Annotated in this window: 10 protein-coding genes; 4 read left to right on the top strand and 6 right to left on the bottom strand. The window is 62.3% G+C overall.

Features of this window, described 5'->3' with window-relative positions; all coding sequences use genetic code 11:
• Window positions 1–65: 65 nt before the first annotated feature.
• Complete coding sequence (gene speA / locus ACB031_RS10065) at window positions 66–1,967, top strand: biosynthetic arginine decarboxylase (protein ID WP_005299427.1); 1,902 nt, start codon at window positions 66–68, stop codon at window positions 1,965–1,967.
• Window positions 1,968–2,045: 78 nt separating this feature from the next.
• Here speA and ACB031_RS10060 read toward each other — a convergent pair whose 3' ends face one another.
• From ACB031_RS10060 to ACB031_RS10050, 3 genes are all read right to left on the bottom strand, one after another.
• On the bottom strand, window positions 2,046–2,564 hold the full coding sequence (locus ACB031_RS10060) for a hypothetical protein (protein ID WP_371139486.1): 519 nt from the start codon (window positions 2,562–2,564) through the stop codon (window positions 2,046–2,048).
• Window positions 2,561–4,543 (bottom strand): alkyl/aryl-sulfatase, encoded by a 1,983-nt coding sequence (locus tag ACB031_RS10055; protein WP_371139485.1) that lies wholly within the window; start codon window positions 4,541–4,543, stop codon window positions 2,561–2,563. The genes ACB031_RS10060 and ACB031_RS10055 overlap by 4 nt, the downstream gene beginning before the upstream one ends.
• A gap of 325 nt (window positions 4,544–4,868) precedes the next feature.
• Complete coding sequence (locus ACB031_RS10050) at window positions 4,869–5,777, bottom strand: LysR substrate-binding domain-containing protein (RefSeq protein WP_371139484.1); 909 nt, start codon at window positions 5,775–5,777, stop codon at window positions 4,869–4,871.
• 313 nt (window positions 5,778–6,090) lie between these two features.
• Between ACB031_RS10050 and ACB031_RS10045 the strand changes: the two genes are divergently transcribed.
• Entirely contained in the window at window positions 6,091–6,279 is a 189-nt protein-coding gene (locus ACB031_RS10045; RefSeq protein WP_371139483.1) for a hypothetical protein, read from the top strand.
• 64 nt (window positions 6,280–6,343) lie between these two features.
• Here the strand turns inward: ACB031_RS10045 and ACB031_RS10040 are convergent, their stop codons facing one another.
• The 3 genes from ACB031_RS10040 to ACB031_RS10030 form a co-directional block, all read right to left on the bottom strand.
• Window positions 6,344–6,634, bottom strand: coding sequence for a hypothetical protein (locus ACB031_RS10040; protein ID WP_021469165.1), 291 nt, complete (start codon window positions 6,632–6,634; stop codon window positions 6,344–6,346).
• A 280-nt stretch (window positions 6,635–6,914) separates the two neighbouring features.
• A complete protein-coding gene (locus ACB031_RS10035; protein WP_371139482.1) occupies window positions 6,915–8,921 on the bottom strand; it encodes a methyl-accepting chemotaxis protein in 2,007 nt (668 codons plus the stop codon).
• A 193-nt stretch (window positions 8,922–9,114) separates the two neighbouring features.
• A complete protein-coding gene (locus ACB031_RS10030) occupies window positions 9,115–10,410 on the bottom strand; it encodes an amino acid permease (protein WP_005299451.1) in 1,296 nt (431 codons plus the stop codon).
• Window positions 10,411–10,668: 258 nt separating this feature from the next.
• Here ACB031_RS10030 and ACB031_RS10025 point away from each other — a divergent pair, with 258 nt between their 5' ends.
• Together ACB031_RS10025 and ACB031_RS10020 are read left to right on the top strand one after the other, a co-directional pair.
• Complete coding sequence (locus ACB031_RS10025; RefSeq protein ID WP_005299455.1) at window positions 10,669–11,052, top strand: Rid family detoxifying hydrolase; 384 nt, start codon at window positions 10,669–10,671, stop codon at window positions 11,050–11,052.
• Between the two features lie 22 nt (window positions 11,053–11,074).
• The gene (locus tag ACB031_RS10020) at window positions 11,075–12,364 is read left to right on the top strand and encodes a serine dehydratase subunit alpha family protein (RefSeq protein WP_005299458.1); all 1,290 of its coding nucleotides are present in this window, start codon (window positions 11,075–11,077) and stop codon (window positions 12,362–12,364) included.
• Window positions 12,365–12,411 lie beyond the last annotated feature (47 nt).

Here is a 12,411-nt window from a genome sequence, read left to right as displayed (position 1 = left end):
ATGGTCTGGATGTGATTGAGGGTAACGAAGGCGGCCACCGGCCGCTCATTTGCGAGGCATAGCCCATGACTAACTGGTCCAGCAAGGACTCCTTGAAGGTCTACAACGTTCCCTACTGGGGTGCGGGTTTTTTCAACATCAATGACGCCGGTCATGTGACCGTCGCTCCCGACAAGTCACGCCCTGACGCACAGATCGTGCTCTCCGATGCCATCGAACAACTGCGTCAATCCGGGCTGACCACTCCGGTACTGCTGCGTTTCCCCGACATCCTCAAGAGCCGGGTCGATGCGTTGTTCAACGCCTTCGGTCAGGCCATCGAGAAGTCAGGCTATGAAGGGGACTACCTGTGCGTTTACCCGATCAAGGTAAACCAGCAGCGTCGCGTCATCGAGACCATCAGCCAGTCCTACAGCGACAAGCCCCGGCTTGGCCTGGAAGCTGGTTCCAAACCGGAACTGCTGGCCGTGCTGTCCCATCACCATGAGCAAGGCTCGGTGATCGTCTGCAACGGTTACAAAGACCGCGAATATATCCGCCACGCCCTCTTGGGCAACCTGATGGGCCACAAGGTCTACATCGTGGTGGAGAAGCCCTCCGAGCTGGAAATGGTGCTGGACGAGTCAGCTCGCCTCAACATCAAGCCCAACATCGGGGTGCGTGCCAAGCTCGCTTCCACCGGCTCCGGCATGTGGGAATCGAGCGGCGGCTCCATGTCCAAATTCGGTCTGTCCGCCTCCCAGATCCTGGCGCTGATCGAGCGTCTGCGTGGCCTGGGCAAGCTGGACTGCCTGCAGCTGCTGCACTTCCACCTGGGTTCCCAGATCGCCAACATCCGCGACATCCAGGGCGGTATCCGCGAGTGCGGCCGTTTCTACGCCGAACTGCGTCGCCTCGGTGCCAACATCGAAGTGGTTGACGTGGGTGGCGGCCTGGGCGTGGACTACGAGGGAACCCGTTCCCAGAGCCACTGCTCCGCCAACTACAGCCTCTCCGAGTACGCCAACAACGTGGTGTGGGGCATCGGCGACGTGTGCCGCGAGTTCGACCTGCCGCACCCGACCATCATCAGCGAGTCCGGCCGTGCCCTGACCGCTCACCACGCCGTGCTGGTCACCAACATCATTGGTGCCGAAGGGGTGGAGATGAACGACATCAGCGCGCCGGACGAAGATGCGCCCACCATTCTGCAGAACATGTGGAAAGGGTGGCTGGACCTGCGCGGCGAAGATCCCTCCCTGCTGGAGATCTTCCACGACTCGGTGGCAGACCTGGGTGACGTCAATACCCAGTACACCATGGGCCTGCTCAATCTTGAACAGCGTGCCTGGGCCGAGATGCTGCACCAGAACACCTGTCTGGCGCTCAAAGAGATGCTCAATCCGGTCAACCGCAACCACCGCGCGCTGGCTGACGAGCTCTCCGAGAAACTGGCTGACAAGTGCTTTGCCAACTTCTCCCTGTTCCAGTCCCTGCCGGATGCCTGGGGTATCGGTCAGGTGTTCCCGGTGATGCCGCTGGCCGGCCTCGAGCGTCCGCTCACCCGCCGCGGCATCCTGATGGACATCACCTGTGACTCCGACGGTCAGGTCGAGCACTACGTCGACGGTCTGGGTGTGGAAAGTACCCTGCCGATGCCGGTCTACGGTGAAAATGAAGAGTGCCACGTCGGCTTCTTCCTGGTGGGTGCCTATCAGGAGATCCTCGGCGACCTGCACAACCTGTTCGGTGACACCCACTGCGCGGAAGTGTGGCTGGACGAGGAAGGCAAGATGGACATTCGCAACGTGGTACGCGGTGACACCGTCGACCAGCTGCTGCGTTACGTCAACATCGACCCGTCCGTCATTCGCGAGAACTACCAGCGGATCGTTTCCCACCCGGCATTGGACGACGCGGCTCGCAAGGCCCTGCTCGAAGAACTGGAGCTGGGTCTGCAAGGCTACGCCTATCTGGAAGACGAATAAGCGCCCGTGCTGGTTCGTTGCCCCGATGGCAGCAAAGAAAAGGGAGGCAGATGCCTCCCTTTTTTCATATCTGAACGGTCATGAGCCCAGAGCCAGGTGCAAGTCGTGCTGCAATTGCCGGCCCTCCTCGCCCGGCAAGGCAACCACTCCCAGCTGCAGCGCCTCCTCTATGGTGAGGGTGCCGGCCAGCAGGGCGTCGAGGGCCGCCTCGCTTAGCAGCATCATCCGATCCTTGGGGTGCGGGCCGGCAGTATGGAGCTGGAGCAGCAGTGACTCCTTGCCACGCAGCCTCGACCAGAGCCCGGAATCGACCAGCAGGATGGAGACGCCGCCCCTGACGCCGGCCTGCTGGAAGCGGCTCTTCAGGGTCTGCAGCCAGGCCTGGCTGCGGGCAAACCCCGCCTCGCCGGTGAGGCTAGGCAGACGGGCCACCCTGTCATCATTGACCGCTGCCGCGGTCGCCATGGCAACGTCGAGTGCGCCGGGCCAGCTCTGTTCAAACGGATTGGGGTAGAGTGCGTCATAACCGCAGGTCTGCCCCATCCCGGGGATGAGGCAGAGCAGGGTCATGCACACGCGCAGGGTGCGTCGCATCATGGGGTCACTATGTTGAACCAGAAGTTGAACTTGTCGAGCAGGCCGACGAAGTCGCTGAAGGTCTGTTGGTTCCCCTGAACCTTGATCTCGCCGCTGGCGATCTTCTGCTCCAGCGTGCCCTGACCCAGCTGGATGTCGTCCAGGGTCTGCTTGCTCAGGGTGAGGGTGACATCCGGCTTGGCGGCATAGTGGGTGGTGTGGTTGAGCACGGCGTTCTCCAGGCTCAGGGTGTGTTTCTCCCCGATGTCGGTGAAGTCCATGTTGATGACCATCTTCTTGCCGGCCGCTTTCTCCGGATTGATCCGCACCGCCAGATAGTCGAACAGCATGCTGGGGCTCATGGCGCGAATGGTGTCCGGCGAGGCGGTGACGGTACCGCCAGCGGTGGGCACGCCGTTGCGCAGCTCATAGGCCCCCTGCAGATAGACGGAGCGCCATGGGCCGGACTCGGCCTGATAGCCCAGCTGCTCGAGCGCATCGGCCAGCAGCAGCTTGCCCTCCTGATTGTTCGGGTTGGCGAACACCAGGTGCTTGAGCACTTCCGCGACCCAGCGATATTCCCCCTTGTCGAACGACGCCTTGGCTTTCTTCAGCAGCGCCTGCTCACCGCCCATGAACTCGACGTATTTGGGACCGACCATCTCGGGTGGCAGGTTGTCCAGATCGGAGGGGTTGCCGGAGTACCAGCCCATGTAGCGCTGATAGACGGCCCGGCTGTTGTGGCGCAGGGTGCCGTAGTAACCGCGGTTCGGCCAGAAGTCGTTGAGCTCGGGGGGCAGGGCAATCTTCTCTGAAATCTCCTCACCCGTGTAGCCCATGTTCATCAGCCGCACCGACTGGTCGTGGATGTACTTGTAGAGATCCCGCTGCTTCTTGAAGTAGTCGACGATGCTGGCATTGCCCCAGCGCGGCCAGTGATGGCTCTGGAACTTGACCTGGGCCTGGTCGCCCCAGGTCTCGATGGTCTCGTTGAGGTAGCTGGACCACTTGAGGGCATCACGTACCTGGGCGCCGCGCAGGGTGAGGATGTTGTGCATGGTGTTGGTGGTGTTCTCGGCCATCCAGAGCGCCTTGCTCTCCGGGAACCAGGTGTTCATCTCGGCCGGCGCTTCGGTGCCCGGGGTCATCTGGAAGACCATCCGCACGCCGTCCAGGGTAACCTCTTCCCCGCTCTTGGTGATGAAACGGGTCGGCAGCAGCAGGGAGGGCACGCCGGTGGAGGTAGTCTGCCCCAGGCCGCCATTCACGCCTCCCTGGGCATTGCGCGGCAGCAGGGCGCCATACATGTAGACGGCGCGGCGGGCCATGGCGTTGCCGGCGATGACGTTTTCCGAGACCGCATGCTCGGTGAACCCTTCGGGGGCGATGATCTGAACCCCGTTCTTTTTCACCTCGTCCGGCGAGTTGAAGAGGCCGGCGGCCCCGCCGTAGTGATCCACGTGGGAGTGGCTGTAGACCACGGCAGTGACCGGCCGCTCGCCCAGGGTCTTGTTGATGAAGGCGAGGGCCGCCTTGGCGGTCTGCGGCGAGATCAGCGGGTCGAAGACGATCCATCCCTTGTCACCCTGGATGAAGGTGATGTTGGAGAGATCGAAGCCGCGGATCTGGTAAATCTTGTCGGTCACCTTGAACAGCCCGTACTCCATGTTCAGCTGGGCATTGCGCCACAGGCTCGGGTTGACGGTATCCGGCGCCGTCTTGTCCAGGCCGATGTAGGTCTTGTATTGCTCCAGATCCCACACCACGTTGCCCTGCTCATCCTTGATGGTGAGGGTATCCGGTTTGGCGATGAAGCCGCGCCGGGCGTCCTCGAAATCCTGCTTGTCGTTGAATGGCAGGGTGTGCAGCACATTCTGGTTGGCCTGGATGGTAAATTCGCTGGCTGGCTTGGGGTTGATGACGGCCCAGGCCGGCTGCAACAGCAGGGAGCCACAGAGGCATAGGGTGACAATGGTGTGCGTCGAGAACTTGAGCTTCATCTGTCTTTCTCCAGATTGTGGTGGGCAGGCAGGACCAAGTGTAGTCAGACTCTGATGCCTCCCAGTAATAAACAGGGTGAGTGACGGGTAGCCGAGATGACGCCAGCCATGGCTGGCGCTATCCGGACCCGGAGTGAAACGTTGGGCGAGAGATGCCCCTGACGACATGTCCCATGAACATGGTCAGCATCGATTGGTTAGTCGGGCGTTGCGGCATTGCGCCGAGGGCACGGCAACGGGGTCGGCACCAGAGTAGTCAAGCCGGCCGCAACAATCATGGCAGCCGGCAATAAACGACAGTTAAGCGGTGGTTAAATGAGGAGGGTCAGCTTGCGGCAATCAGGTGCAGTTGGCGGATAAACCACTGGAGGGCGGGATCCCGGCCCTGCGCCTGGTGCCAGCTGATGTAGACGGGGCAGTGGCTGGAGGCCCAGGGCAGCGGAAAATCCTTGAGCCGCAGGGTATCGCGCACCTGTTCGATATGCCACTGGCTGACCACGCAGAGCCACTCGGTCTGGCTGACCAGGGAGAGGGCGGTGAGCAGGGCGTTGCTCTCATAGGCAATCTTGCGGGGAGGCAGGGCCTGGTCACTGAGGCTGCGGATGACCCAGTCGTCCTTGCGGCGCACATCCCAGACCACGTGCTCCTCGGCAAAGAAGGTCTCGAAGTCGAGGCTTTCCCCGATGCGCGGATGATCGGCGCGACAGGCCACCCTGAGCTCCAGGGTCAGCAGGGATTCGTTGCAAAAGCCGGTCTCTTCCAGCGCCGTGCTGGCCAGCACCAGGTCGATGTTGCGAAGGCGCAGCGCCTGCTGACGCAGGTGCTCTTCAAACATGCCGGGCACCGACTCCACCCGGCAGTGGGGCGCCACCCTGGCCAGATGGGCGAGCAGCGCCGGCAACAGCAGGAGATCGAGGTCCGGGTGGCTGGCGATGCGAAAGATGCGCTGGCTGGTGAGGGGATCGAACGCCTGATTGAGCAGCAGGGAGCGCTCCATGGTGTGCAGGGCGGTGCGGATCTCCCGGTGCAGGGCTAGGGCACGGCTGGTGGGGATGATCCCGCGGCCATCGCGGCGAAACAGGGGCTCGCCGATGAGATCGCTGAGCCTGCGAATGGCCTGACTGATGGCGGCGGGGGTCATCTCCAGGCTGGCGGCCGCGGCCGATACCCCCTTCTCGGTCATGACGCGATCGAAGATGCGAAACAGGTTCAGATCTATGTGGGAGTGGCTCATCTATACCTCCTCTGCGGGCCTGGTCGTGTGGCGCCAGGCGCTGGCTGTCGCCGGGCCCCGCCATGGGGTGAAGGGCGCCTGAGGGGCTGCGTAGGATCCGCTGCCCCAGCTCACATTGTGGCGGGCGTGGCTGACTGAGAACTTAACGAGCAGCATATGACCATCGCTGAGGCAGAAGAAGCGCCTTTCGGGGCTCTTTTACCGAGAAATGGTGGCGTCGGCAACCTGGCTTGATCTGCATCAAGTTTGTAACGCTCTGGTTACTTTACGGTCGAAAAAGGATGTGGGTAGTAGGTAACAGAAGGATGGATGTATGGAACTTGAAAGGGACCCGAGATGTTATACCGACGTCTGTATCGACGGTAAGTGGTATCACTATGACCACTGCAGCACGCACGTTTACATGCTGATGGGAGGGGCGGCGCCGAGCATGACGCTGGCTTATGAGCCCAGCAGCGAGGAGGAGTTGATCGAGATGCTCCGCCAGCTCGCCTGCTGTTGAACCATATTGCTGCGGCCATCGGCAGCTTGCTGATGGCCGCATTTCGTCTATCTGCTCAATTTACTCAACTTTCTTGGCGCTGCCCCCGCAGTGTCTTGCCGAGCCCCTGCACGGCGACGGCCGCGGCGTAACCGGCGTCCGATTTGCCTAGCTCATCGGCCACGTAGAGGAAGTTGGAGCCATACTTCTCCACCGCCTCGCGCGGGTTGGCCGCGTCGATGAAATCCTCTTCCACCTCGAACCCCTGCGCCAGCAGCGCCTCTTTCTCGGGCAGGAAGGTGGGGGAGGCCATGTCGATAAAGGTGTACTGCTGCCGGTTGGAGGCCGGGATAGAGAAAAACTGGTACTTCGCCATTTGCGATACCTCGCCTGAACGGTTGTGTCGTGATGCGAGCTTCCTCTCGCCGAACTCTCGTCGAACTGCCTCTCGGGCGTCGAACTGATCCCCGGGCCTGTTGCAGGCAATAAAGGTAACGTTCGAATCTTGTTGTGGCTGAAGATTACCCCGCTTTATCCTCATCGCACAATGGGTAGTTGATACTTTTTTCGCCAAGAAAAACAATACGGCCCGACCGTCTGAATTGGCAAAAAAAGCCAGCCCCGGCAAGGGGCTGGCGTAGGTGACGGGCGCTGGCTCAGAGCACGAAGCTTTGCACCATGGCACGCAGCTGCTCGGTGAGCTGGTGGATCTGGCGGGCGGCGTCGCGGGCGGCGTTGGCCACCTGCAGCGCCTCGTCGCTGCCATCGGAGATGCGCACCACGTTGCGCTCTATCTCGTTGACCACGGCCCCCTGCTGCTCGATGGCGCTGGCGATCACCGAGTTGGTGTCGACCATGCTGCCCACCCGTTCGGTGATGGCGCCAAAGGCCTGCTGGGCCTCCTGGGCCAGACTGACCCCCTCCTGCGCCTCGCGGCTGGCGGCGGACATGGCGCTGACTGAGGCACGGGCGCCGGTTTGCAGCTGCTCGATCATCTGCTGGATCTCGACCGTGGCCCCCTGGGTGCGACTGGCCAGCGAGCGCACCTCGTCGGCCACCACCGCGAAGCCGCGCCCCTGCTCGCCGGCGCGGGCCGCCTCGATGGCGGCGTTGAGGGCCAGCAGGTTGGTCTGCTCGGCGATGCCGCGGATCACCCCGATGACGCCACCAATCTGGCTGCACTGCTGCTCCAGCTGGCCGATGGTCTCGGCGGTACGCAGCACCTCGCGATTGATGTGGTCGATGGCCTTGATGGTACGCTCGACCACCGCCTCGCCCTGGCCCACCACGGCCTGCGCCTCCTGGGTCATGCGGGCGGCCTGCTGGGCGTTGCCTGCCATGTCGTGGGAGGTGGCGGCCAGCTCCTTGATGGCGGTGGCCACCTGATGGGTCTCCCCTTGCTGATCGGCGATCACCTCCTGGGAGCGGCAGGTCCGCGCTTCGATGTCGGTGGCACTCTCCACCACGCTGATGCCGTTCTCCCGCACTCGCAGCATCAGGGTGCGCAGGGTCTGCAGGGTCACGTTGTAATCCCGGCTGATGGCGGCCAGCTCATCCTGGCCGACGATTTCGATCTGCTGGCCGAGATCTTGGGCGTTGACCCGGGCGGCGATCTCCCGCACCCGGCCCACGGTGGCGCGCAAGGAGAGATAGGCGCCGATCATCAGGTAGAGATAGACCAGCAGGATAGCGGTCAGCGGCCCGGTCACCCACCAGAAGTGGCGCTGGTTGGCGGTCATGCGCTGGTGCAGGTCCGCCTCCAGCCGCTGGCGCACCTGACCGGCCAGCGCCGTGATGGCGGCATCCAGCCCATCCCCCAGCGCCAGCACCTCCTGGCTGGAGAGCTGCACCTGCTGATCCTTCATCATCTTGTTTTCCAGGGTGTCGACCCCCTGATGGGCCTGCTGCAACAGGGCGTCAGTCTGCTGGCCCAGCTCGCTGCGATAGGCGGGGGCCATCTCATAGAGCAGGGTCAGGTCGGCCTCCAGCTCCTGCAGGGTGGCGTTGATGAGGTCGAGGCGAAAGCGCAGGGCGCTATACCCTTGCGCCTGAAACAGGCCGAAGTCGGCGATGGTGGCGGCTCTGTCCCGCACCTGGGCCAGCAGATCGCGCAGTTGCGGCAGTCGCTCGCTGGCGAGCACCACCATGTAGTAGGTGCCGAGCGCGGGATCCTGCACCAGGCTGCTGGCGGCGGTAATGCTCTTGTAGAGGTGGCGCACCTCGGTCAGCAGCTTGTCGTGGCGCAGGTTGCTCTGCTCCACCTCGAGCCCGAGCGCCTCGTTTTGCAGGCTGGACCACTCCTGGGCGAGGGCATCGAAGGTGGGGTTTTGCTGTCCACTGGCGGCAAAGGCGGCCAGGCTCGCATCGACGGCCCGGGCTGCGGCCTTGACCTCCTCCTCGCCGACCGGGTTCTGCTCATAGCCGTGCCGGGTAACCAGGTTGCGGTGGGTCAGCAGGGCCTGTTCGATGGCGGGCAGCGGCGCCAGCTTGACCACGCCGGCCAGCTCCTTGCTGGCCTGGGCATTGTCGTCCTGCAGCCGGCCCAGCAGGTTGGTCATGCTGTAGGCGAGCGGCAGCAGCATCAGGCAGGACCAGAGCAAAAACTTGTACTTGAAGGAGAGCTGATTGCCGAGCCGGATGGCGGGCGTGAATATCCATTTCATATGAAGCCTCGGGCCCCGAGGGGGGCGTGTAGCGGGATGGCTGGATATTACTCCTCGCCGGGGAGGCTCGGTTGGAAGGGCGGTGGAAGTTGTGATCCTCTTGGCTTTTTCACTCAGGAAGGGGGCTGAATGGGTCAAACAGACGGGCCACCCTCAGGGTGGCCCGCCGCCGATGACACAGGGTGCCGGCAGATCAGTTGAAGGCGAGGAAGGGCGAGACGCAGAGCAGCAGACCGGTGACGATGATGATGTAGAGGGAGACCCCCTTGTACTTGTGCAGCGCCGGCACCTGATAGACCAGGTAGGCCGGGATGAGGCAACCCACCATGCCGAAGATGGGGCTGCAGATGGAGGTGAAGCTCAGCACCGGGGCATTGAGCACGATGGCCCCCCAGGAGAGCAGCACGGTGAACACCATGATGCCCTTGCCCACCAGCCCCTTGTTGATGCGATCTTCCGGCATCACCCGGCGCAGCAGGTTCATCGCCAGCCCCTGGCAGGCCTCGCGAAAGCCCAGATAGACGCCGAAGTAGGCGGTCATCACCGCGAAGATGTTGAGGGTCAGGCTCAAGAGTTTGAGGGTCTGACCCGGCATACCCTGGGCCACCATGGCCAGCGCTGAGATGTTCTCCTCGGAGGCCTTGACCGCCTGCTCGTGGCCCATGGCCAGGGTGAAGGAGACGGCGTAGAAGAACACCACCACGAACAGGATGCCGAAGGCGATGTTCATGGCGCGCATCGCCTTGAAGCGGGCCACTTCCAGGGATTTTTCCCGGGAGCGGTAGGAGATCACCATGGGGCTCAGGCTCTGGATGAAGAGAATGGAGGTGAGGGTGAAGGGGAGCATGACGATGGCATCCTTCAGCCAGTCACCGCTGGCCGGCATGGCGGTGATGTTGGCGGCATCCCACTTGCCCACCATCATCAGGCCGAGCACAGCCACCACGCTGATCTTGGTCAGCACCATGAAGGTGGAGATCTTGAACAGCAGGTTTTCGCCGCGCGAGGCCAGCGCCACCAGGGCGCAGATCAGTACCAGCCCGTAGAAGGGATTTTCGGAGAGCAGTTGCTGGGTGACCCCGAAGCTTTGCAGGAAGGAGGCGCTGTCATTGGTGATGGCGGTGGAGTAGACGAACACCCAGATCACCAGCATCACGAAGTAGAGGGCGCCAAGCAGCACGCCCCAGTTCTTGCCGAGGTAGCCGCTGATGACGCTGGGGTAGTCCTTGCACTCGGGCGAGGTGGCCAGGGTATTGATGAAGAGGCGCTGGAACATGTACATGGCCGGGTAGCCGATCACCGCCGACAGCAAAAACACCCACAGCCCCATCAATCCCACCTGCACCGGCAGGAAGACGATCCCCGCCCCGATGGCCATGCCGATGCTCATGATGACCCAGCCCCAGTCGGTGCTGTCAAAACGAACCGCTTCTTTCCATTCCAGCGTGCCCATCACGGGCCGGGTGAGTGTCGTACTGTGCGCGTCCATAAAATACCTTGTTTTTGTAGGGGTAAAAATCAGGCGCAAATATAGTTGAATAAAAAGCGGCAAAACAATGCTTTTTATCGCTCTTCTACCTAAAGAGGGAGACAGATCACGCTTTCAATTTGCGTCTGCTACCGAATTTATCGCTGTTTTTGCAGGTTTTAGTTGAATGGAATGCCTAATAAGCAAATAATGTTGAACAAGACAAGACTGTTGATTACAAATGATTGCAAAAATAATTGCATTTTAAGGAGTGGCGATATGAAAAAGATCATAGTGGCGGATGCCGCACCCGATGCCATCGGTCCCTACAGCCATGGCACTGCCTATGGCGACCTCATCTTTACCTCTGGCCAGCTGCCGGTGTGCAAACAGCAGGGCGGCGTGGTGGAAGGGGGCATCGAAGCCCAGAGCCGTCAGGCGCTGGAGAACCTCAAGCATGTCTTGGAGGCCGCCGGTGGCAACCTGGATACCGTGCTCAAGACCACCTGCTATCTCGCCGAAATCAGTGATTTTGCCGCGTTCAACGAGGTTTATAAACGCTATTTCCTGAAAGATTGTCCGGCCCGCAGCTGCTTTGCCGTGAAGGATCTGCCGATGGGTGTCAGGGTTGAAGTGGAAGCGATCGCTCACATCGCTGGTTAATGTTGATAGAAAGGGTGTTCTGATGAAGCAAGCGTGGCAGCAGTATCTGCAGATTATTCAACAGGTTGTCAAACCGGCGCTGGGCTGTACCGAGCCCATCGCCGCCGCTTATGCCGCCGCCGTCGCCGCCCGGCAACTGGGCTGCAAGCCCGTCCGGCTGGAGGTGGTGGTGTCGGACAACCTCTACAAGAACTCCATGGGGGTCTATGTGCCGGGCACAGGCAAGATTGGGCTGGCCATTGCCGCTGCCGCCGGCGCCATCGGCGGCAACGCCGAGGCCGGGCTGGAGGTGCTGGCCGCCATCACGCCGGCCCAGGTCGCAGAAGCGCAGGCGCTGATCGATGCAGGCCAGGTGCAGGTTAGCCGCACCTCGGCCCCCGAGTTCATCTATTGCCGGGTCCGCTTGCTGGGCCTTGATGCTGAGGGCACCGAGCACAGCGCCGAGGTGACCTTGTGCGGCGGCCATACCCGCATCGTCGAGCAGCGCCGCAATGATGAAGTGACCTTCACGGCCGAGCAGGGCCAGGGGGGCGCCACCGGCGCCATCTGCGATGGGGTCGACATCAGCATCGCCGCCATTCATGAGTTCGCCACCCAGGTGGAGTTTGAGCAGATCCGCTTTATCCTGCAGGCCTCCGAGCTCAACGGCAAACTCTCCGACGAGGGGATGAACAACCCTTATGGCCTCGAGATCGGCCGCACCATGCAGCAGAACATCCAGGCCGGCCTCATCGGCGAGGACGTGATGAACCGCATCGTGATGCGCACTGCGGCGGCCTCCGATGCCCGCATGGGGGGCGCCAGCCTGCCGGCCATGAGCAACTTCGGCAGCGGCAACCAGGGCATCGCCGCCACCATCCCGGTGGTGGTCATCGCCGAGCGCTTTGGCGCCAGCGAAGAGCAGCTGGCCCGCGCCCTCATCATGAGCCACCTGGGGGCCATCTACATCAAGTCCCACTATCCGCCGTTGTCGGCCTTTTGTGGCAACACGGTCACCAGCGCGGCGGCGGCCATGGCCATGGTCTATCTGGCGGGCGGCAGTTTCGAGCAATCCTGCCACGCCATCCAGAACGTGCTGAGCGACAGCGCCGGCATGGTGTGCGATGGCGCCAAGGCCTCCTGCGCCATGAAGGTGAGCACCTCCTCCGGGGCGGCGGTGCGCGGCTTCCTGATGGCGCTCAACAGCCATGCTGTGTCGGGGCAGGGGATTGTGGCGGGCAACGTGGAGCAGACCATTCGCAACGTGGGCCAGATGGTCAAAGACGGCATGTCTGCCACAGACAGCACCATTATTGATATCATGTCCGCCTGAGTGTCCCTGTCGGCTGCCGCCCTTGCACGGGTCGGCGGCCCTTTTAT

Origin of the sequence: Aeromonas sp. S8(2024), assembly GCF_041403085.1 — a bacterium.
GTDB lineage: Bacteria > Pseudomonadota > Gammaproteobacteria > Enterobacterales > Aeromonadaceae > Aeromonas > Aeromonas dhakensis.
This window is presented reverse-complemented; position numbering and strand designations above follow the sequence as displayed.

Coding starts and splice junctions, on each gene's coding strand:
- ACB031_RS10030 (WP_005299451.1), bottom strand. CDS start 10,410: ATGGACGCGCACAGTACGACACTCACCCGGCCCGTGATGGGCACGCTG.
- ACB031_RS10060 (WP_371139486.1), bottom strand. CDS start 2,564: ATGATGCGACGCACCCTGCGCGTGTGCATGACCCTGCTCTGCCTCATC.
- ACB031_RS10055 (WP_371139485.1), bottom strand. CDS start 4,543: ATGAAGCTCAAGTTCTCGACGCACACCATTGTCACCCTATGCCTCTGT.
- speA (WP_005299427.1), top strand. CDS start 66: ATGACTAACTGGTCCAGCAAGGACTCCTTGAAGGTCTACAACGTTCCC.
- ACB031_RS10040 (WP_021469165.1), bottom strand. CDS start 6,634: ATGGCGAAGTACCAGTTTTTCTCTATCCCGGCCTCCAACCGGCAGCAG.
- ACB031_RS10025 (WP_005299455.1), top strand. CDS start 10,669: ATGAAAAAGATCATAGTGGCGGATGCCGCACCCGATGCCATCGGTCCC.
- ACB031_RS10020 (WP_005299458.1), top strand. CDS start 11,075: ATGAAGCAAGCGTGGCAGCAGTATCTGCAGATTATTCAACAGGTTGTC.
- ACB031_RS10050 (WP_371139484.1), bottom strand. CDS start 5,777: ATGAGCCACTCCCACATAGATCTGAACCTGTTTCGCATCTTCGATCGC.
- ACB031_RS10045 (WP_371139483.1), top strand. CDS start 6,091: ATGGAACTTGAAAGGGACCCGAGATGTTATACCGACGTCTGTATCGAC.
- ACB031_RS10035 (WP_371139482.1), bottom strand. CDS start 8,921: ATGAAATGGATATTCACGCCCGCCATCCGGCTCGGCAATCAGCTCTCC.